The organism is Pokkaliibacter sp. MBI-7 (assembly GCF_029846635.1).
Classification (GTDB): Bacteria; Pseudomonadota; Gammaproteobacteria; order Pseudomonadales; family Balneatricaceae; genus Pokkaliibacter.
In genome coordinates this window covers 3,768,450-3,789,615 of record NZ_JARVTG010000001.1, presented here as the reverse complement: position 1 = coordinate 3,789,615, position 21,166 = coordinate 3,768,450, and the positions used below count along the sequence as shown (strand labels likewise).

16 protein-coding genes are annotated in these 21,166 nt (G+C 45.0%); 8 read left to right on the top strand and 8 right to left on the bottom strand.

Translation table 11 applies throughout. From position 1 onward, the window contains the following. Positions 1-150: 150 nt before the first annotated feature. The 4 genes from QCD60_RS16765 to QCD60_RS16750 are packed head-to-tail and all read left to right on the top strand — an operon-like array spanning position 151 to position 3,958. Positions 151-372, top strand: a complete 222-nt coding sequence (locus QCD60_RS16765) for a hypothetical protein (RefSeq protein ID WP_279787239.1) — start codon at positions 151-153, stop codon at positions 370-372. Positions 373-390: 18 nt separating this feature from the next. Further along, positions 391-1,089: a YjbF family lipoprotein gene (locus QCD60_RS16760; protein WP_279787237.1), complete on the top strand. Its 699-nt coding sequence runs from the start codon at positions 391-393 to the stop codon at positions 1,087-1,089. 44 nt (positions 1,090-1,133) lie between these two features. Next, positions 1,134-1,856 (top strand): capsule biosynthesis GfcC family protein, encoded by a 723-nt coding sequence (locus QCD60_RS16755; RefSeq protein ID WP_279787235.1) that lies wholly within the window; start codon positions 1,134-1,136, stop codon positions 1,854-1,856. Continuing rightward, positions 1,853-3,958: a YjbH domain-containing protein gene (locus QCD60_RS16750; RefSeq protein WP_347950228.1), complete on the top strand. Its 2,106-nt coding sequence runs from the start codon at positions 1,853-1,855 to the stop codon at positions 3,956-3,958. The genes QCD60_RS16755 and QCD60_RS16750 overlap by 4 nt, the downstream gene beginning before the upstream one ends. A gap of 80 nt (positions 3,959-4,038) precedes the next feature. Here the strand turns inward: QCD60_RS16750 and cysQ are convergent, their stop codons facing one another. The 3 genes from cysQ to cysD form a co-directional block, all read right to left on the bottom strand. Beyond that, positions 4,039-4,845 carry a 3'(2'),5'-bisphosphate nucleotidase CysQ gene (gene cysQ, locus QCD60_RS16745; protein WP_279787231.1) on the bottom strand — a complete coding sequence of 269 codons (807 nt, stop codon included), beginning with the start codon at positions 4,843-4,845 and terminating at the stop codon, positions 4,039-4,041. Between the two features lie 65 nt (positions 4,846-4,910). Further along, positions 4,911-6,818, bottom strand: a complete 1,908-nt coding sequence (gene cysN / locus QCD60_RS16740) for a sulfate adenylyltransferase subunit CysN (RefSeq protein WP_279787229.1) — start codon at positions 6,816-6,818, stop codon at positions 4,911-4,913. Next, positions 6,818-7,717 (bottom strand): sulfate adenylyltransferase subunit CysD, encoded by a 900-nt coding sequence (cysD, locus tag QCD60_RS16735; RefSeq protein WP_279787934.1) that lies wholly within the window; start codon positions 7,715-7,717, stop codon positions 6,818-6,820. The genes cysN and cysD overlap by 1 nt, the downstream gene beginning before the upstream one ends. A gap of 981 nt (positions 7,718-8,698) precedes the next feature. Between cysD and QCD60_RS16730 the strand changes: the two genes are divergently transcribed. From QCD60_RS16730 to QCD60_RS16720, 3 genes are all read left to right on the top strand, one after another. Beyond that, positions 8,699-10,429 (top strand): SLC13 family permease, encoded by a 1,731-nt coding sequence (locus QCD60_RS16730; protein ID WP_279787227.1) that lies wholly within the window; start codon positions 8,699-8,701, stop codon positions 10,427-10,429. Positions 10,430-10,450: 21 nt separating this feature from the next. After that, positions 10,451-11,425, top strand: coding sequence for an NAD-dependent epimerase/dehydratase family protein (locus QCD60_RS16725; RefSeq protein WP_279787225.1), 975 nt, complete (start codon positions 10,451-10,453; stop codon positions 11,423-11,425). Between the two features lie 66 nt (positions 11,426-11,491). Then, positions 11,492-12,499, top strand: a complete 1,008-nt coding sequence (locus tag QCD60_RS16720; protein WP_279787223.1) for a glycosyltransferase family 4 protein — start codon at positions 11,492-11,494, stop codon at positions 12,497-12,499. Between the two features lie 24 nt (positions 12,500-12,523). On the opposite strand, the gene QCD60_RS16715 is transcribed toward QCD60_RS16720, so the two are convergent. The 5 genes from QCD60_RS16715 to QCD60_RS16695 form a co-directional block, all read right to left on the bottom strand. Further along, on the bottom strand, positions 12,524-13,666 hold the full coding sequence (locus tag QCD60_RS16715) for a glycosyltransferase (protein ID WP_279787221.1): 1,143 nt from the start codon (positions 13,664-13,666) through the stop codon (positions 12,524-12,526). Between the two features lie 45 nt (positions 13,667-13,711). Further along, entirely contained in the window at positions 13,712-15,691 is a 1,980-nt protein-coding gene (locus QCD60_RS16710; RefSeq protein ID WP_279787219.1) for an FkbM family methyltransferase, read from the bottom strand. Next, entirely contained in the window at positions 15,688-16,911 is a 1,224-nt protein-coding gene (locus QCD60_RS16705) for an ABC transporter ATP-binding protein (RefSeq protein ID WP_279787217.1), read from the bottom strand. The genes QCD60_RS16710 and QCD60_RS16705 overlap by 4 nt, the downstream gene beginning before the upstream one ends. Further along, on the bottom strand, positions 16,911-17,684 hold the full coding sequence (locus QCD60_RS16700) for an ABC transporter permease (protein WP_279787933.1): 774 nt from the start codon (positions 17,682-17,684) through the stop codon (positions 16,911-16,913). The genes QCD60_RS16705 and QCD60_RS16700 overlap by 1 nt, the downstream gene beginning before the upstream one ends. A 143-nt stretch (positions 17,685-17,827) precedes the next feature. After that, the gene (locus tag QCD60_RS16695; protein WP_279787215.1) at positions 17,828-19,735 is read right to left on the bottom strand and encodes a nucleoside-diphosphate sugar epimerase/dehydratase; all 1,908 of its coding nucleotides are present in this window, start codon (positions 19,733-19,735) and stop codon (positions 17,828-17,830) included. A 379-nt stretch (positions 19,736-20,114) separates the two neighbouring features. On the opposite strand from QCD60_RS16695, the gene galE reads away from it, so the two are divergent. After that, complete coding sequence (galE, locus tag QCD60_RS16690; RefSeq protein ID WP_279787213.1) at positions 20,115-21,143, top strand: UDP-glucose 4-epimerase GalE; 1,029 nt, start codon at positions 20,115-20,117, stop codon at positions 21,141-21,143. Positions 21,144-21,166 lie beyond the last annotated feature (23 nt).

The window sequence follows — 21,166 nt, the reverse complement described above, 5'->3', positions numbered from 1 at the left end:
AAAACACTTTGTAGTAAAGTAACAAAATTTGTGGTTCATGCTGCATACGCGGCCTGACCCTACCGGCTCTGCAGGAGGCCTCCTGTACGAGAATGGCCAATCGTGAACAGCGGTTTGCCATTATTCATTACGTAATGAAAGGACACAGCAATGAAAAAGGTTATTTGTGTAGTTGCGCTGGCTATGGGTGTTTCATCCATGGCATTCGCTGAATCAGCCAAGGGCCCTGCTACTGGTGCAGGTCTGTCTAGCGGTGCGATTGCAGCAGGCGTAGTTGTTGGTGGCGTGCTGATCGGTGCAGCCGTTGGCGGCGGCGGCGATGGCGCCTCTGGTACTTCCGGTACCTCTGGCTCAACCGGCACTACCAACTAAGTTGTAAAGTGGTCAGCCATGCTGACCACTCTTTTGCCTGGTCAGGAACCTCTCATGCGTCTGCACAAACTCCTCACTGCTATGTCTACAGCTGCGTTTCTTAGTGGCTGTTCCCTCTCTCCGGTGTTCAATGCAGGCGTCGACAGCCTGAAGTACAGCTTTTCAGATAAATCACTGCACCTCTCTCCGGAACAAATAGAAAAACTGCCGAGACCCTCCATCGGTGGTCGGCTATCTGAGGACACAGCAGAAGCGCTGCTGTATGGCTATGCAGAAAAAGATGGTCATTACTGGTACAGCAGCAGCCATGAGTATTTAGTAACTAATCATGCGCGTCTGATGCGTACCAGCGGCCTGCAATACAATCTTCTGTATTCGTCTCTTATCAATGACGCACTGCAAAACCCCGAATTGCTATCGGGCAAAACTTTTTCTCAGTCGTGGACAATCGATGTCGAACCCGGCCACTGGTACGGCATTCAGGTTAACAGCACACTGACTCCGATAGGCCTGCAGGATATCGAGGGGTATTCCTCCCCCCTCTTTCAGGTTGATGAGCACATTAGTATCCCTGCTATGAACTGGGAAGGTACCAATCAATTCTGGTTTGATCCGCACTCACACAGTGTGGTCATGACAAAGCAATTTATTCATCCTGACTACCCCCCTATTGCTACCCGAGTCATCAAACCCTTCAAAGACGAGGTCGGACAGTGAGGCTAATTCTATCTTCTGCACTGATGCTGGCCTCCGCATCAGTGATGGCCGATATATCGGTCACCTATACTGGTAATGTGGAACAAGCTGGCCCGGTATCCTTTGCCACTGGGAGCAGATTATTCGAGCTAGCTCATTCCATTCCGACTGATTCTGCATGGGTCCCAGGTGCAGCCTTGTTTCTTACGCAGAACTACAGCAAGGAACAAAGCAGAAAATCTGCGATGCTTGAAGAGCTAAAGAGCATTTATAACTCCACAGCAGCCAATAAAGATGCAGATAAACCTTTATCGGAGTGGTTACTGGCGTTGCGGAGCTGGATTCAGACTCAGCCAATCACTGGCCGTCAACTGACAACCACACTTGATCCCTATCAGCTCGAAATTGAAAAAACGGCAAACCTCAAGATAGGCTCCGATGCCCGCCTGAACTATCCCAACCGTCCTGACTATATTTCTGTAATTGGCCTGAATGGCACAACTGATAGTGCGGCGCCCTTTCGTAAACTGCCGTATCTGCCGGGGAAAGATATTCAGAGCTATCTCAATGAGGACGATATCGCGCCCTGGGCCAATAAGAACGAGGTATATGTCATAGCTCCTTCTGGTCGGATTGAAAAAGTCGGCATCGCAGCCTGGAACTTCCAAAAAGTGCGGCTAATCCCTGGCAGCTGGGTCTACATTCCTATTGAAGATGACGCATTGGCTGCTGCTCCCCATTTCAACGAAGGTTTTGTCCAGTGGCTCACAACAAGAACACTCCCATGAAAAGGCAAACAAGTCATTTCTCGCTGTCGTTACTCGCGTGTGCCTGTTCCGCTGTAATAACACAGTCGGCCATGGCTTACGAAGAAACAGGACCCGTAACCCAGGGAGACTTTGGTGGCGCAGGAGTACTGCAGACTCCCACGGCGAGAATGGCACCTGTGGGACAGTTTAACTTTCACTACAGTCACACCTCGCCTTACTCACGCTTCAACCTTTTCTTTCAGCCACTGAGCTGGCTGGAAGGCGGCTTCAGGTACATGTCTATCTCTAACGTACCGTACGGACCCGCATCTTTAAGCGGCACTCAATCCTACAAAGATAAAGCGATTGATATCAAGGCACGCTTATGGGATGAGGGACGCTATATTCCTGCGGTAGCCGTAGGCGGCAGAGACATCAGTGGTACCGGCCTGTTCAGTGGAGAGTATGTGGTTGCCAGCAAACGCTGGAGCAATCTTGATTTCTCCCTGGGCTTGGGATGGGGATACGTTGGAGCAAGAGGCTCGCTTGGCAACCCACTGTCACTACTGAGTGCTCGCTTCGATGAGCGCGGGGCTGCCAAAAGTGGCGGTGGGAAGTTCAACTTCAGTAACTACTTCAGCGGAGACACATCTTTATTCGGTGGCGTGTCCTACTACATACCGAACTCGCCTTTTATTATCAAAGCCGAGTACGATGGCAATAATTATCAGCATGAGCCACGTGATAACAACCAGGATCAGTCGTCTCCGATTAACGTTGGTGTCGTGTATCAATTCAACAACAATATTGATCTGCAACTGGCTTGGGAACGGGGCAATACCGCCATGCTGGGCTTTACCTATAAAGCCAATATGGCAGCGCCCTTTAACCAGACACGAACCGACCCAGCACCAGAGCCCTTACGCTCACCAGAGGCAACTTCTGACTGGCAACATGTAGCTACGGAACTGCATAACAATGCAGGCTACGAGGTCAGCGCAATTCATGCTACTGACCATCAGGTCACCATGACTGGAGAGCAGACCAGTTACCGTGAATCCAGTAAAGCGAAGATGCGCGCCGCACGCATTCTGGCAAACAACACCAGTGCCGAAACTGACAGCATCACTATCATCGATACCAAAAATGGCCTTCCTCTTACGAAGTCTACGATTACCAGGCAAAGCCTTGAGTCGGCAGATGACGGAGATATCACCACCGACGAGCTCAAGTCACAAATGACCTTGAGGAATCCGGGCAACTCCGCGGGTAACGAAGTCTACGCAGCTAAACCTGACCAGTTCCGCTATTACTTCTGGCCAGGGCTCACACAGAACATCGGTGGCCCGGATGCATTCTACCTTTATCAGGTTACGGCCAATGCCACTGCAACCTATACGTTCACACCCGGTCTGGATTTAGCCTCTACAGTGAGCGTGGGGATAGTCGATAACTTCGACAAGTTCAAATACGATGCACCTAGTAATCTGCCCAGGGTCAGGACCTACATCAGGGAGTATCTGACCAACTCCAACTATGGCATCCAGAATCTGCAACTCACCTACCGTAGACAGCTGTCAGATAACTGGTACGGCCAGGCCTATGCTGGTCTGCTGGAGACCATGTATGGCGGTGTGGGTGGTGAGGTACTTTATCGCCCAATCGGGCAACCCTGGGCACTGGGTCTCGACTTGAACTATGTCAAACAGCGTGACTTTGACAGAGGCTTCGGCTTCCGTGACTACACCACTACTACGGGCCACCTCACTGGCTATTACAACTTTGCAGATCAGGACTTGCTGGCCAAGATCAGTATTGGACAATATCTGGCTAAAGATAAAGGTGTAACCTTTGATGTTTCTCGCTATTTTGATAACGGTGTATCAGCTGGCTTCTGGGCAACGTTCACCAATGTCAGTAGCGAAGACTTTGGTGAGGGTAGTTTCGATAAGGGTATATATTTAACCATTCCTTTCGATGCTTTCTTCACTCGTTCTACAGTGAAGTATGCACCTATCGTATGGCAACCGCTGACACGAGATGGCGGCCAGCGTCTGCAAAGAACATCGCAACTGTATGACATTACCCGTATGCGTGACCAGGACCTCTATCTGGACGGTTTTAATAACGCATACCAATAATTTACGCCACAATGCAAAATGCCCTCTACGTGAGGGCATTTTGCATATCTAGCTAAATTCAAGCAGTCCTCAGGAAATAATTACTCCACTCCTGCAAAAAACTCCAGCCAGTTGGTCGTACCTGCACCTATGACCAGAAAATACGGGTTTAAAACCTTATCAGTATTACCGTAACCAAGAGCCTCACCATTCAAAGTAATAACCTGCCCACCCGCCGCTTCCACTACACACTGGGCTGCTGCAGTATCCCACAAAGAAGTAGGGCCAAGGCGAGGATAAATATCTGCAAGACCTTCAGCCACCAGGCAAAGCTTCAGCGAACTGCCCATTGCGACCATCTGATGCTTAGGTAATTTCTGCAGGAATCCTTCCATTGCATCACTGCCGTGTGAGCGACTTCCTACTACACGACATAGCTCACCCTGCGTAAAGCTACTCACAGACAGAGGGACAGTTCCGGTAACATCAACTTTACTGGCTCCCAACCCGCGCGCGGCTGAATAGAGAACGTCAGTGGCTGGGGCATACACGACCCCCAAAACCGAGACACCTGACTCGATAAGCGCAATATTGACGGTAAACTCGCCGTTTCTCTTGATAAACTCTTTAGTCCCATCAAGTGGATCTACCAACCAGTACTGACTGAACTTGTCCGCTCCAGCAAAGGAGGAAACATCCTCTTCTGAGAGTATGGGAGTCGCTGGGGATAACTTTGCTAACTCGCTCACAATTAAACTGTGCGCTCTAGCATCCGCTTCAGTCAAAGGTGATTTATCTTCTTTATTGACGACAGAAAAGTCCCTTGAATAGACTTCCATGATCAGACAGCCCGCTTCGCGAGCAATCCTTTCAACCGCTGCCAGCACTTCCTTATTCACTTCCTGCATAGCACTACTGTGTCCTTTGTCGGAAAGATAAATGCAGGCACAACCTGGCTGTGCCTGCTCAACGATCAGTCAGCCAAGATATTTTTAGACTTCAGAGCATTTACAATAAGGTCCACAGCAGCATCTATCGACAGTGCTGTAGTATCGACCCGAACTTCCGCATTTTCTGGACGCTCATAAACAGAGTCAATACCAGTGAAATTCTTCAACTCTCCACGACGTGCTTTTTTGTATAACCCTTTAGGATCGCGATCCTCTGCAACGCTAAGCGGCGTATCGATGAACACTTCGATAAACTCACCCGCCTCAACCAGTTCACGAGCCATCTGTCGCTCAGATCTGAACGGAGAAATAAACGCAGTAATAACAATTAGACCTGCATCGACCATCAGCTTTGCGACTTCTGATACACGACGTATATTCTCGACACGATCAGTATCGGTAAAACCAAGATCTTTATTCAGACCATGTCTGACGTTGTCACCATCAAGCAAATAAGTATGCCGCCCCATCGCATGCAGACGCTTTTCCAATGCATTCGCTATGGTCGACTTTCCAGCTCCTGACAAACCAGTAAACCACAAAATGCTGGCTTTCTGTCCTTTGGCTAGTGCACGTGCACTCTTGTCAACATCAACATGCTGCATGTGGATGTTTTGGCTGCGACGCAGTGAGAAATGTAGTAGTCCAGCCCCTACTGTGTTGTTGGTCATTCTATCTATAAGAATGAACCCACCTGTATCTCTGTTGTCCTTATAGGGGTCATAGGCAATAGGACGATCAAGGCTTAAATTGCAAATACCAATGGCATTCAGCTCCAGCTTCTTCGCTGCCACATGCTCCATGGTATTAACGTTAACTTGGTACTTGACCTCCGTTACTGTCGCAGATACTGACTTGCTCCCAATTTTCAATATATAGGGGCGGCCTGGCAGCATGGGCTCTTCATGCATCCAGATTAATGTTGACTCAAATTGATCTGCAGTTGCGGCAGGAGCCTCAACGCCAGAGATAACATCGCCTCTTGAAATATCGATCTCATCCTGCAGCGTCAAAGTAATAGACTGACCAGCAATGGCTTTCTCCAGATCACCATCGAAGGTAACAATGCGGGCAATACTACTTTCCTTTCCGGACGGCTGCACTCGGACTTTATCGCCAGGTTTGATAACACCACTGGCAATAGTTCCGGCAAATCCACGGAAATCGAGGTTGGGACGATTGACCCACTGTACAGGCATACGGAATGGCTCCCGCTGCATACGGGTGTCATCAACCTCTATTGTCTCCAGATACCCCATCAGCGTCGTACCATGATACCAAGGCATATTGCTGCTGAGATTGATGATATTATCCCCCTTAAATGCAGACATTGGGATAAAGGTAATATTTTCCAGGCCAATTCGCTTAGCAAACTCGCTGTAATCCTCGACAATTGATCTGAAAATAGACTCATTATAGTCAGCTAGGTCCATTTTATTGATGGCAACTACAACATGTCGAATGCCAATTAACGACATCAGATAGCTATGGCGTCGAGTTTGCGTGAGCACCCCTTTCCGCGCATCGACCATTAATATAGCCGCGTCTGCCGTGGAAGCGCCGGTGACCATATTGCGTGTATATTGCTCATGTCCTGGTGTATCAGCGACAATAAACTTACGCCGATCCGTCGAAAAAAAGCGATAAGCAACATCGATTGTGATCCCTTGTTCACGCTCAGCAGCCAAACCATCAACTAGCAGCGCAAAATCAATCTGGTCACCCTGAGTTCCCCATTTTTTTGAGTCGGCCTCAATTGCACTTAGCTGATCCTCAAAAAGCATTTTCGACTCATAGAGCAGTCGGCCTATAAGAGTGCTCTTACCATCATCGACACTGCCACAGGTAATAAAGCGCAACAGACTCTTTTTCTCATGAGATTTAAGGTATTGATCAATATCAGTAGCAATCAGGTCAGATACGTGTGCCATTAGAAATACCCCTCCTGCTTCTTCTTCTCCATGGAAGCGGCAGAATCGTGATCGATCACACGACCTTGGCGCTCTGACGTTTTAGTAAGCAGCATTTCCTGAATTATTGAAGGAAGCGTATCAGCTTCAGATTCAACAGCACCTGTCAGCGGATAGCACCCAAGAGTACGGAATCGCACCTTTTTCATCATAGGCACCTCACCAGCCTTTAAGGGCATTCTGTCGTCATCCACCATGATCAGAGCACCATCTCTTTCCACAACAGGACGAACAGCAGAATAATAAAGAGGAACAATAGGAATATTTTCAAGATAAATATATTGCCAGATATCTAACTCCGTCCAGTTGGACAAAGGAAAGACTCTTATTGACTCACCTTTATGCTTTCTTGCGTTATATAGCTTCCACAACTCAGGTCTCTGACTTTTAGGATCCCAGCGATGCTGAGCAGAACGGAATGAAAAAATACGTTCTTTGGCACGAGACTTTTCTTCATCCCTGCGAGCGCCACCGAAGGCAGCATCAAAACCATATTTATCCAGTGCTTGCTTCAACCCTTCAGTTTTCATGATGTCAGTGTGAATTGCTGACCCATGCGTGAAAGGGTTAATATTTTTTTCCACCCCCTCCGGGTTAATATGTACAAGAAGATCCATTCCGGTGTCTTCAGCCATCTTATCCCGGAATGCATACATATCCTGAAACTTCCAGCGAGTATCAACATGTAGCAATGGAAAAGGAGGTATGGATGGATAAAAAGCTTTCCTGGCCAAATGAAGCATTACTGCGCTATCTTTGCCAATAGAATAAAGCATTACAGGATTTTCAGCTTCAGCAACCACCTCCCTCAATATATGGATGCTTTCTGCCTCCAGCCGTTGCAAATGTGTTAAAGACATATTATTCCTCTCCAGGTCGTAATATTCAGGTAGAGGACGATTACTCGTCCCTGAGATACCCCAATCAGCAGCTCCATTTTCTACCTTTACACTCAAAAATGAGTTATCAAAAGATGGCTGATGAACAGTTACTCGCTGCGGATTTTTAGAAAGCCATTGGCTTACATTATGTACACGACGTAAGTCAACACCAAAAAAAATTATGGTTATATGCCCTGAGTAAGCAGTCAGCATGCTCTCAAAGAGGCTTATAAAAATGTTATCAGTGAGCGCTTTAACGCCTGAAAAATAGCAACTCACCTTTCCTTCAGAGTTTCTTATCAGGATGGAAACAGAACTACCGTTGAATACAGGAGTGGCAATACACTCCAGAACCAAGGAAGAGCGCTCATAGGCGGCCTTATGTATAGCTGGCAGAATGTGCTTAGACCAATATGACATTCCTTTCTGGCGAGCAGCTTGATCTAGCACTCGCTCCTCAATTCCCCAGCGACTGCAATAACGGGCAAAGGTACGCTCTGAAAGCTTCACACCTAAACGACTTTCTATCACCGAATAAATTTCACCCAGTGCCCACAGGCGTTTTCCATTTTGATCCGTGGCTAAACTGTATAAAAAATCTTCCACCGCTTGTTCGTGCGCAGCACTTAACAGCCGGCCTTGACCTTGCACTCTTCCGCGCTTCTTGACATCAACGGCAGGCCAACCTCCCGCCAGATAGGCTTTGAATGCTGAGATGATTGTAGGGTTGCTGAGTCCGGTTTTTTGCGCAGCCTCAGCTAAAGTAGCACCGCGCAAGCGTAACTCAACAGCAAGTCTACGCCTCTCACTCAGCCCGCTCGGCGATAAATCTTTAACATCTTTTTGCATCGCCTTCCCCTGTAAACTGGCACTCTTCTGTCACCGCTGCGCACAAAATTGCAGAAAGACAGCACCAGTTTATATAATATATGCCGACGATAAAAGCCAAGGAGAAGAGCTATGGCTGGCTGGCTGGTTCTTGCGAGTGTTGGAGTACTACTAACGCTGTTAATTCACGGTCGAACCCCCCCAGCGGTACTTTTTGCCACGTGGGCGGGAGCATTTCTGCTTACAGGATTGGTTGATGAAAAAACGATGTTAATGAACTACACCAACCCAGCTCTCATCACCCTTCTAGTCCTGTTACTAATTTCCGTGGCACTTGAACGCTCCGCAATCCTGGATCTTCTTTCCGAGAAGTTATGTCGAGGCAGAACAAGCATCGCAATACTCAAACTTTCAAGCATGACTGCCTTCTTTTCTGCTTTCCTAAACAATACTGCAGTAGTGGGTTCTCTGCTAAACGTTATCTGCAAGCAGAAGCATATAGCCCCTTCAAAACTTCTCATCCCTCTGTCATATGCATCCATAATAGGAGGAGTCACTACGCTGGTAGGTACGTCAACAAATCTGATAGTAAACTCCTTTGTTATCAACTCAGGATTACCAGCTATCAACATGTTTGACTTTGCATTTGTTGGTCTGCCGATAGCTCTGATTTGTATTCTGGCATTAGTCATATTTGGGAGATTTCTCCCAAAAAATATAAGTACCGATCAAGAGTCAGGACAAAAATATTTTCTTGAGGCAATTTTGACAAGTAACTCACCTCTGATTGGGCAATCCATAGAGGAAAACAGATTAAGAACACTGGAAGGCCTGTTCTTACTGGAGATAGTTCGCGACGGCAGACTGATTACCCCTGTAACTCCTGATGAGATTCTGCTAGAGAATGACACGCTTGTATTTACTGGGGAAATAGAGAAGTTTCATATTCTCCAGAAATTTCCTGGCCTGCAGGTTTTTGGCAACCACGCAAATGAACTGCTAAAGTCGAACCTGGCAGAAGTGATTATAAGCAATGACTCGGAGCTGTCAGGAAAAACACTTCAAGAAGTGGATTTTAGAACAATGTTTAGTGCTGGCGTAGTTGGTATTAGAAGGGGCGAAAGAAGATTAACAGGCCAGCTTGGAAGAATTCCATTAAAAGTGGGCGATAGTCTGTTACTAGCAATTAGCTCGGACTTCATACAGCACAGAAATATAGATAGAAACTTCCATCTACTAGGCAATATTCCTGTAAGGCCAAAGCTGTCACTAGCTCAAAGCATAGTATCGTTTGGAGGATTTGCATTAGCGATCCTACTTTCTGCAATGAATATCATTCCATTATTAAATAGCCTCCTAGTGTTACTTGCTATTCTTTTACTATCAAAAATAGTAACACTGAGCGAGTTGCGACGCCGCTTCCCCTTTGAACTGATGATTATCATCGGCTCAGCTCTTACACTGGCCCAAGCCATGCAGTCATCTGGTGCAGCGGATCTTATCGCAAATTTAATAACGACAGTTTTTGATGGACATGGCCAGTACGGAGCACTTATAGGTATCATGCTGATGACAGTTATGCTGACCGAAATCATTACAAATAACGCCGCAGCAGCACTGGCATTTCCTATCGCCTTATCTGCAGCAAATGCACTTGGCGTTGACCCAAAACCTTTTATTATGGCTGTCGCATATGGTGCCAGTGCCTGCTTCATGATTCCCTTTGGCTATCAGACCCATTTAATGGTTTACTCCCCTGGTCACTATAAAACAACAGACTTTATAAAAATTGGCGTAATAATTAGTGCTCTCTATATTTCGACAGCGATAATACTAATACCGACATTCTTCCCGTTTCAATAATATAGTGGAAACCCTAAAGAAATGAAGAATATTCTAGTTACAGGGGCAAATGGTTTTTTAGGGAAAGACTTGTGTGAAGTATTATCAGGTGAAAAACTCAGTCATCAATACCAGGTAACAGCCATAACAAGGAGCCCTAGCCCCATATCCACGCCTTCAGGAGTAAAATTCTGCTCAATAGCAGATCTGAAAGGCAAAGCAGAATGGCATGAGCTACTGAAAGACATAAATACCATCGTACATACGGCAGCAGCAGTTCACATTCCGAAGAGCAAAGAAAAGGAACTAGGTAACTCATTCACTTCGGTAAATGTAGATGCAACGAATGATCTAGCACAACGTGCAGCAGCGGCAGGAGTTAAAAGATTCATTTTTATAAGCAGCATCAAGGTCAATGGCGAACAGACCGAATTTTCTATCCCATTTAACCATCTGGATACACCATCCCCTCAAGGTCTTTACGCAGAATCAAAATATCTGGCAGAACAGAAACTAAAGCATATCTGCGAAAAGTCAGGAATGGAGTTTGTGATACTGCGTCCACCACTTATTTATGGAAAAAATGTCAAAGCCAATTTTTTGCAGCTAATCAAAGCTGTTAACTCCAAGCTCCCTCTTCCCTTTGGCAGAACGGAAAACAAGCGCAGCCTTATCGCAAAGGAAAACTTTATCGACCTTATCGAGACTTGCATATGGCACCCAAGAGCAGCAGGCCAGACATTTCTAGCATCAGATGATCATGACATATCAACAACAGATTTAATAAAGCTATTGTCTTTAGGCTTGAATTCATCGCCGGTACTGTTCAGCCCTAATAAAAAGTTTTTAAAAGCCTCACTAACATTTTTTGGTAAGAAAGACTTATACAGTCGTGTATATGACAACCTGCAGGTAGATATCAGTCATACTAAGCGTACTCTTGACTGGGCCCCACCTTTCTCATGTGCCGACATGTTGAAGTACACGGCACAGTATTGGCGAAATCAAAATAAATAAGTCAGCATATTGAGCTACTCGGAAAAATATTGAGCAATCCCCCTTAAGCTCCAAGCGAACCTTCCTATGACATTAGCATTAACAGCCTCTAGCATAGTTTTTTTATACTCTGTACCCCTTTTTTTTTCACTGGCACTAACATATGTAATAAAAAATAGACTTGCTAATGCCCAGCAACTAGATATCCCTAACAGTCGTAGCTCACACAGTATTCCAACGCCTAGAGGCGGCGGTCTATCTTTCGTTATTATTTATTTGATAGGGTTAGCTATATTTTTTGGCTTGGAAACCATATCGACTAGCACATATATTGGGCTTTCCATACCACTCATAATGGTTGGAGGTATCGGCTACATTGATGACAAAGGTCATGTACCTGCAAAGTGGCGCCTTCTTATTCACTTTCTTTCAGCAAGTATCACAGTATACGTCCTTACGCCTCTTACAATGCCGGACACTACGCCATATTATTATGTCATCTTGCTTATTCTTTGTGCGATTTATCTGGCATGGCTTATTAACTTGTTCAATTTTATGGACGGTATTGATGGCATCGCAGCAGCTGAAGCACTGACCGTCATACTTGCAATGATAATTATCCATATTTCAATATCAAGCTACGATACCGTTGCAATCTTGATCTTTTTAGCAGGAGCAGTGTCTGGCTTTCTGTTTTTCAATATATCGCCTGCAAAGATTTTTATGGGTGATATTGGAAGCGGCTCTCTTGGAATAATGCTTGGAGGCTTGACCTTATACTCACTTCTCAGCTCTTCAAAACTATTTATAGCCTGGAATATTATGATGGCAGCATTTATCACTGATGCAACGTTGACACTATTAAAACGACTTATAAATCGTGAAAGAATATTTGAAGCTCATAATAGCCACATGTACCAGAGAGCCTCACGTTATTTTAATAGCCATATGCGAGTAACGCTTTCTGTCTGTATTATAAACTTACTCTGGCTTCTTCCTGTTGCACTTCTTTTTACCTTGAACCAGATTTCAGCCCCCATTGCTATACTAGTGGCATATGCACCTTTAATAGTAAGTTTTATATACTGGAGGTAATAGCCAGCAAAATATCTTATCAGGTCAGAGAGTCACAGAAGAGTAATTGAGTAGTTTGCCATACAACTCAAGATAAGACTTAGCCATGCTCTTACCTGTAAAATGATTCAGGTATCTATTTCTTGCATTCTCACCAAGAAGATATACTTTTTCAGGATCATAGTAAAAATCACGGATAGCCTTCACAAGCTCAGACGGAACATTTGGATCAACAACGGTTCCTGTAACACCATTTAAATTTACAAAACTTGTTCCGGTTTCTATTTCGCAAGATATCATTGGCTTTGAAAACATAGAGGCTTCTAGTAGCGTAACCCCAAATGCTTCTGAGCGGATATGTGACGGAAAGACTACGCATCTCGATAGGGCATATAAGGCTACTTTTTCAGCATCACTGACATAACCCACAAAAATGACGTTATTTAGCCCCAAGTCCTCTACTTTTCTCTTTAACTCATGTTCTTCTGGCCCCTTCCCTGCAATAACTACCTTTATTTCAGGTAACTGTCGCAGTGCCTCCAATAATAAATGAAGCCCCTTATAATAACGTAAGACGCCAACAAACAGGAAAAAGTCTCTCCCTAGCTTTTCCTCCAAAGAAACCAAAATATCATCCTCCAAGCTAGGGTAGCTATCCTCACTGATACCCAATGGAATAATTTCGAGTTTATCCTGGCATGCCGACAGGACGTCACTACTTTTAGCATAATTCGGAGAGGTTGCGATAACCGCATCTGCCTTACCTAAAAACCATTTCATCAGTGGTTTGTAAAGCTGTAGAAGGCCTTTTTGCTTTACTATATCTGAGTGATATGTAACTACGTATGGCTTCTTTACTCTTCCGAGTAGATGCAACATATCAGCAAATGGCCATGGAAAATGGTAGTTTATAATATCGGCCCACTCCACCTGCTCTTTAAATAGAGCCATACATTGAAGTGAGACACTACAGGATGCTATTTCGAAGTGAAGCGGAGCACGAATTGTTAAAATCCCATCCTGAGAAAACTTATCAGGCATAGGATTTTTACTAAGATAAAAGACCCTACACTCTACACTATGCTCAATTTCAAGAGAATGAGCATTAATACATATCTGTCTTATTACTTCCTCTAAACCACCCTGAGTATCTGGAAAATAGGTTCTATAAACATGCAAAACTTTCATTTAAGATAATCTCACTTTTTAAAGCCGAATAGTCCAAATCATATATTAGCTTTCAAACTTTCCCTGTTTTTGTAAGACCATCTCACTCACCTCTTTAAGCAGTTTTTGTGCGCATTCGTCCCAGGAAAACTCCTGGACTCGTTGATAGGCCAGAGTTGCAAGCTGTTGTCGATATTCCTGATCACTACTTAATTGCACTATATTCTCGACCCATTCATCAGGTAAATCAGGGTCTGCAAACATTGCAGCACCTTCTAATAACTCCGTCATTGCAGGCTTACGGCTGCATATTGATGGCACATGAAGCTGTGCAGCCTCCATAGGGGGAAGACCAAACCCTTCATAGAGGCTAGGAAATACCAGCGCTATTGCTTTACTCACAACAGCTCCGACCTGGCCATCATCCAGCCTCCCCAACAGTATTACCTTACTACTCACCCCTAACTTTTCTACGAGAATATTAGTTTTCTTGCTATCACCAATGATGGCCAAAGATATGTCTGCTAATCTTTGATCCCTTAATGCCTTCAGAACAACTTCCAAATTTTTGTGATGATCGCACGAACCTATATAAACTAAATATTTTTTATTTATTTTAATATCGTCACGCAACGGATCTACCGGCAATAAGGTAACTCCGTTATAAATTATTCGAATTTTTTCCAAAGGTATATCAAGATACTTATTGATATCTCTGGCACTGGTATCACTAATGGTGACAACAAGATCAGCTTGCTGAGCAATCCTTTTATATCTGCCTCTCCACTCCTCACAGACCCTTGGAAAGAGTTCAGGCAGGATCATGGGGATCACATCATGAATCATGACAACAGATGAACTTGGCAAGATGTTTGGGCACCAATGTACTGATGAATAGAAATGAACTGCTGCTGTTGGAGCTTCTGATTCTTGAACAAGCCTTCGGGCCTCCAGCTTACTCAGCAACTCTCTGGAGACACGCCCAATGCCTCTCATATCCTCTAACGGTCCTCTGGCAAAGCGTAGTCTGAAAGACTCATAGCCAATATCAACAAAGGACTCTTTTCCATAGAGCGAGTTATTAAATAGAAACCTTCTTTTCAAAAAGTCCCACAACCAAGGAGATTTTTGCACCGCAGACTTAACAACAGAAAGCAGACGGGGGTGCCTTTTTAATGCAGAGAGAACAACTGGAATAAGGCGTACTGGATTATATTCTCGCAGAGGCTGAGTCAGGCGCCATGACAAACTATGCTCAATAGACTCAATCTGATTTTTTAAATCAAGCACCATAGCTGACTGTATGCGATAGCTATTAACCTCCGCATTCAATCTTTCGTTTTCTTTATTTAAATAGTGACATTCTGACAAAACATAGCCATCAAATACATTAGGAGGATACTCAAAATGTTTAAGCAGACCTTTTCTTTCAGTGGCAACATAGAATCTATTAAGCCCATCCTTATATGCCAGCAGGTAGCCATAGTTAATGAGATCAGTTTCCCAAGAACTATAATTTTCAACAGTAGTGGTAGGTATAGTTGCTTCTACAATGACAACCCATGGACGATAGAGTTTCCAGTTTCCTCCCGCTATTACCTTCCTTTCGAACCCTTCAACATCAATTTTCAAAAAGTGAATGGTTCTATTACCTACGTGCTCGGCGCATATATCCTTAAGACTAGTAATATTGAGATCATAATTTTCGACTTCATAACCATTATTGACGTAGCTCGCTGCAAGGTGTTCATCGAATGTTGAAAGACCAGTATTTTTGACTTTGTAAAATTTTCCCCTTGAGCTATCTTCACCTACACCAATAAATAAGTTTATATCTCTAGGGCGATCTTGCTTTAACTCCTTTATAAAATCATCATTAGCGTCTACATTGACACCACACCAGCCATTATCATAAAAAAGTTTAGTAACAGAATGAGTGTCAGGTTGTGCTGCGCCTAAATCAATATAGAACCCATTCTCTACTTCCTGAAAACATCGCCATAATAGTACATCTTCCAAATTCTGGGCATGCGATATAAATGTCATAGCGATTCAAACTCAATATGGGTTTCTAACCGTGTAGGTCCATCAAAGTGAGGATATAAACCATTCACAACTGTAAACAACAGCGCCAGATCCCTCCACTCATAGTTCTTTGCAATATGAGTGTCATCACCTGAAAGAGCGGTCTGTAAAGAAAAATTCCCCACACCTATATTTGCAACTACTGATATTTTCAAATTTATCCGGCTACCAGCAGCCACATTGCATAGCGCCTGTTGAGTGTGGTGTGTATTAGTACCAAAGACCACCTGACCCAACCTGTCTTTTATAGAGAAACCGAAAACCAACCTTGGAATATATTCATAGGTATCTATAGTAACCGCGATAAACACTTTCTCGCCTGAGTTAATAACTTCGGCAGCTTTTCCATTTGCATCAAGAAGCCTTACCTCGGTTACACTTGCACCTCCGGTACCTGATACTGTCTGAATACGACCTCCATCCAAGGTAATCTGTTTGACCTGTTGTTTTTGGCGATCAGCTAACATTGCATTGTAATAATCCATTACTGCCTCAGGCTGCCCATCCATTAATACTCCTCCATTCGCAAGAAGTATTGCTCTATTACAAATCGACTGAATAGCAACTTTGTCATGAGAAACGATTAATAGCGTTGTCCCTTCTTGGCTGAATCGACGAATTTTTTCGAAACTCTTATGCTGAAAATATGCATCACCAACAGATAGCGCTTCATCCACAATCAATACATCAGGCCTTATCGCTGTTGCTACGCTGAAAGCGAGCCTCATCTGCATACCACTGGAATACACTCTCACAGGGAGATCCATGTATTCCCCTATTTCTGCAAATGCCTCTATTTCTGGCAATAACTCTTCAACTTCCTGCTTGCTATATCCAAGTAGCTGACCTGACATGTAACAATTCTGACGCCCCGTAAAGTCAGGATGAAATCCCATCCCCAGTTCAAGCAATGCAGCAACTCTACCCTTTATCTCCACACGCCCCTCTGTTGGCTGGGTCGTCCCTGTAATCAACTTTAATAGCGTACTCTTGCCTGCCCCATTTATCCCTATCACACCAACAGCATCGCCTGGCTGTATATCAAAGCTCACATCTCTGATTACCCAGTGCAATTCATGTTTATTACTTTTTCTTAAACTCAACCACTCGCTCAGTCTGGACCAGCGATTTGCGTATACTTTGTATGCTTTTCCCAGACTGGATATCTTTATCAGGCCCATTACAGTTCATCTACCATATCCGCGGAGTGCTTTTTAAATATTCTTGCAGCCAATGCACAAACCAATATTGTCAGTACTATCACATATACTAAAGACTCTAACCTGGGAGCAGTATGTTCAATCAGAATAATATGGTATGCAGCAATCAGATCCGCCATAGGGTTTAATCCCATCACTGGTTTGACCCACTCTGGCAGTATAGACTCGGGATAGACTATAGGTGTAGCCCAAAACCAGAGCTGAAGAAATATTCCGAAAAATTGTCCAACATCACGAAAAAAAACATTCAACACACCAAGAACAACACCCAATCCAAGGGAAAAAAATATCTGTATAACTAATACAGGAAACAACCACAGATAGCCCACACCTGGAAAGTTTCCCGTCGCAACAAGAAATAGAGTAAACAATGTAAAAATTATTCCAAAGTTCAATAACGAAATCATTATTGAGGTAATTGGCAAACAAAGCTTTGGAAAATTAACCTTCTTTATAAGATTACCATTGTTAATAAAAACATCTTGAATCCTATTAACTGTTTCCGAAAAGAGCCCCCAAGTCAAAACACCAGCACATAAATAAATACTGTAGCCAAACTCATTTTCTATACCAGCCAACTTATTTTTCATTACATGAGAGAATATTACTGTATACACAACTATCATGGATAACGGATTGAGTACTGTCCACGCCATACCCAGTATTGAGTTGCGATAACGAGCCTGAAACTCTCTCTTGACAGAGCCAATTATAAATTCTCTGTATTTCCACACAGTAAGTAACAAATTAGAACCTCACAAAAATCCTAGTTCCATTCTCTGAAAATCAGGAAATAAAATGCATACATCCACGACATCGCAGCTATATTTGAATTAACTTTATTTTAGTTCTTTGCAGAAGCCACTGAGCTTCCAGTCTATTTCAACTCCAGGCTTTGTTTATCAAAGCTTTCTACTTCTTGTACTCTGCTAAAGCCTGATACCAACTCCCCCAGCAACTGGCAAAGTATGTTATTCAGATCGCTATCTTCCTGGTCAGTCAAAAGCAGGTTCTCGAAGACGGATAAAGACTCGGCAAGTTTTGCATATTCAACACACTCCTCCATGGCCTTCATAATCTTCGGATGAGATGTTCTTTCTGAATCGCTGCCTATCAGCAGTTCTTCATATAGCTTCTCGCCCTTCCTTAAGCCTGTATACCTTATCGCTATATCGCCCTTAGGGTTGTCTACGCTTTTTGCTGTATATCCCATAAGCACGATGATTTTTTCTGCCAGGTGTCTTATTTTGACCGGCTCGCCCATATCCAGTACAAATACTTCACCACCCTTTGCCATGGATCCTGCCTGTATCACCAGACTAGATGCCTCTTCAATTGTCATGAAATACCGCGTGATGTCTGGATGGGTAACCGTTACGGGTCCACCTTGCTCTACCTGTGCCCGGAAGCGCGGCACAACAGAACCGGACGAGCCCAAGACATTACCAAAGCGGACCATACAGAATCTTGTTTGTGTCCCTTCCATTACCAATGACTGCAGAATTTGCTCTGCGACGCGTTTAGTTGCTCCCATTACATTAGTCGGCCTGACTGCCTTATCTGTAGAGATCAGTACAAACCGCTCTACACCAACCTTACTTGCAAGATGGGCCAGTGTGGCGGTACCCAGAATGTTATTCCTTATACCCTGCTGGATATTTTCCTCAATAATAGGCACGTGTTTATAGGCTGCAGCATGATATACCGTCTGGATCTTATGATTTACCAGTGTCTTTTCGACCAGCAAACCATCACAAACAGAGCCCAGCACGAGGATGACTTCAACTCCATATATCTGGCGGGAATCCCTTATTTCTTCGAGCTCCAACGCGATCTGGTAAAGCGCATACTCGCTTTGCTCCAGAATAATAAGTCTGCTTGGAATATGAGCTATTACTTGCCGGGCAATTTCAGCACCAATACTTCCACCACCACCAGTAATCAGTACCGATTTGCCAACGATTGATCTCTCAAGAAGCTCTGGTATAGCAGGAACAGGTTCTCTTCCCAAGAGATCTTCAAGCTGAATTTCCCTCAGCTGCTCAATAGCTACTTTGTGCTCAACAATTTCTGCCATGCTCGGCACGGTCTGTATCTGAACGGAATAACGGAGCAGTCTCTCAACAATGCTACGCTGAGCGTCACGACTATGAGCAGGTATCGCCAGCAGCACTTGCCGGATGCCATATCGTGCAAGCAGTGCCTCTATATCCTTAGGCCTGTGGACAGGGCGACCTCGCACTATCTCTCCCCACAGTCTTGGATCATCATCGACAAATCCAACCGGAAAATAGTCTCCACCATTATCCAGTGCCGCCGCCAGCTGCACGCCTGCTCCACCAGCTCCGTATATGAGCACAGGCTTCTTGTCCACAAAATGGCGGACCAGCCACTGATAGTACTGACGCACCAGTAGTCGCGTTCCGCCAACATAGACCAAGGCAACCAGGGCAAAGTTGACGGGTATGGATCTGGGAAAAGGACTTACATTCAGGGCATATGCAAGACAGGCAAGGACAACCGCCAATACGGCGACCCCCTTTATTATCGCCAGAATGGCATGAGCCCCCATAAACCGAATCACTGCTCGGTATAGGCCAATCCTGGCAAATACGAAAACACCCAGAATGGGTAGCACTGCAAACAGCCACCAGGCAGGTTGTAAAAACTCTACTGGCCACCAGGTGGAGAGCCTTAGCATATACGCCGACAGCAGTGCACCAGGCAGAGCGATCAGGTCCGCTACGACCATGACGGCTTTCTTTTGAGAACGACTCAGTGCCACGACCCTTTGATGAGTCGCTGAATGCGGTAGTCTTTTGTATTTCATTAATTAACCGGTAGCCAAGTCATTCCAGATATGTGCCCTTTCAACTTTTGCCATAGGATACATATGGACACATATATACACTTTGAATTTTACACAGATTTATTATTCGCGAGACATCCACTTACACTTTTATTTTAGATGTTGTGATGACAAGAATACGACCGCGTTAACCATACCTTTTTGTGCCCCGATGAGCCTCAAGTGCTATGTATATATTTCTTTCAAATAGTTCACTTCTCTGCATATTTTTCAGGTGTCATGCAGAAGGTTTAAGACCCCCCCCCCATCTTATTTCTGCTATCTTCTTTGCGAGAAATCACGGCAGGGAATCATCATGTCTGAACAAGGAAGCATACTCGTTACCGGTGGAGCGGGTTATATCGGTAGCCATACTATCCACCAGCTGTTGGTTGGCGGATATCACGTTGTAGCCCTCGATAATCTGGTAAATGGCTCCGTGACCGCCTTACAGAGAGTAGAGCAGCTGACCGGCAGATCCGTTCCCTTCTATCAGGCAGATATCAATGATGCTGATGCCCTGAAGTCGATTTTCCACGCCCACCAGATTCAGGCAGTTATTCACTTCGCCGGGCTCAAGGCGGTAGGCGAATCGGTGCAAAAACCTCTCTGGTATTACCAGAACAACGTCAGTGGCACCCTGACATTATGCGAGGTGATGGCTCAGGCTGGTTGCAAAACACTGGTCTTCAGTTCTTCAGCGACGGTCTATGGCGATCCAGCCTGCCTGCCTATAAGTGAGGGTTTTCCCACCTCAGCAACCAATCCTTACGGTCGGTCAAAGCTGATTCAGGAAGAAATGCTGCGCGATCTCCCTGTGGCTGATCAGGGTTGGAAAATAGCTCTTCTGCGTTACTTTAATCCCGTGGGTGCTCACCCAAGTGGCCTCATAGGTGAACATCCCAATGGCACTCCCAATAACCTGATGCCCTATGTCAGTCAGGTTGCGGTGGGAACAAGGGAGGCATTGCAGGTCTTTGGCAGTGACTACCCCACCCATGATGGCACCGGCGTGCGGGACTACATCCATGTCATGGATCTTGCCGATGGCCACCTCAAAGCACTGGAGAAGTTAGATCAGACGGACTCAGGCGTATTAACCTACAACCTCGGCACCGGCCAGGGCTATTCCGTGCTGGATATGGTGAAGGCTTTCGAAAAAGCATGTGGCAAGCCCGTTCCCTATGTACAGGTCGCAAGACGGGCTGGCGATGTTGCCGCCTGTTACGCAGATCCGGCGAAGGCTGAACGTGAATTAGGCTGGAAGGCAAAGCGGGGGATTGATGAGATGTGTGCCGACACCTGGCGCTGGCAGTCAAGCAACCCTCGGGGGTATGAAAGCTAGTTCTACGCCTGCTTCAGCCGCGC

Excerpts from the sequence above, each read along its gene's own strand:
- QCD60_RS16765 (WP_279787239.1), top strand. The coding sequence starts at position 151 with ATGAAAAAGGTTATTTGTGTAGTTGCGCTGGCTATGGGTGTTTCATCC.
- QCD60_RS16760 (WP_279787237.1), top strand. The coding sequence starts at position 391 with ATGCTGACCACTCTTTTGCCTGGTCAGGAACCTCTCATGCGTCTGCAC.
- QCD60_RS16755 (WP_279787235.1), top strand. The coding sequence starts at position 1,134 with ATGGCCGATATATCGGTCACCTATACTGGTAATGTGGAACAAGCTGGC.
- QCD60_RS16750 (WP_347950228.1), top strand. The coding sequence starts at position 1,853 with ATGAAAAGGCAAACAAGTCATTTCTCGCTGTCGTTACTCGCGTGTGCC.
- cysQ (WP_279787231.1), bottom strand. The coding sequence starts at position 4,845 with ATGCAGGAAGTGAATAAGGAAGTGCTGGCAGCGGTTGAAAGGATTGCT.
- cysN (WP_279787229.1), bottom strand. The coding sequence starts at position 6,818 with ATGGCACACGTATCTGACCTGATTGCTACTGATATTGATCAATACCTT.
- cysD (WP_279787934.1), bottom strand. The coding sequence starts at position 7,717 with ATGTCTTTAACACATTTGCAACGGCTGGAGGCAGAAAGCATCCATATA.
- QCD60_RS16730 (WP_279787227.1), top strand. The coding sequence starts at position 8,699 with ATGGCTGGCTGGCTGGTTCTTGCGAGTGTTGGAGTACTACTAACGCTG.
- QCD60_RS16725 (WP_279787225.1), top strand. The coding sequence starts at position 10,451 with ATGAAGAATATTCTAGTTACAGGGGCAAATGGTTTTTTAGGGAAAGAC.
- QCD60_RS16720 (WP_279787223.1), top strand. The coding sequence starts at position 11,492 with ATGACATTAGCATTAACAGCCTCTAGCATAGTTTTTTTATACTCTGTA.
- QCD60_RS16715 (WP_279787221.1), bottom strand. The coding sequence starts at position 13,666 with ATGAAAGTTTTGCATGTTTATAGAACCTATTTTCCAGATACTCAGGGT.
- QCD60_RS16710 (WP_279787219.1), bottom strand. The coding sequence starts at position 15,691 with ATGACATTTATATCGCATGCCCAGAATTTGGAAGATGTACTATTATGG.
- QCD60_RS16705 (WP_279787217.1), bottom strand. The coding sequence starts at position 16,911 with ATGGGCCTGATAAAGATATCCAGTCTGGGAAAAGCATACAAAGTATAC.
- galE (WP_279787213.1), top strand. The coding sequence starts at position 20,115 with ATGTCTGAACAAGGAAGCATACTCGTTACCGGTGGAGCGGGTTATATC.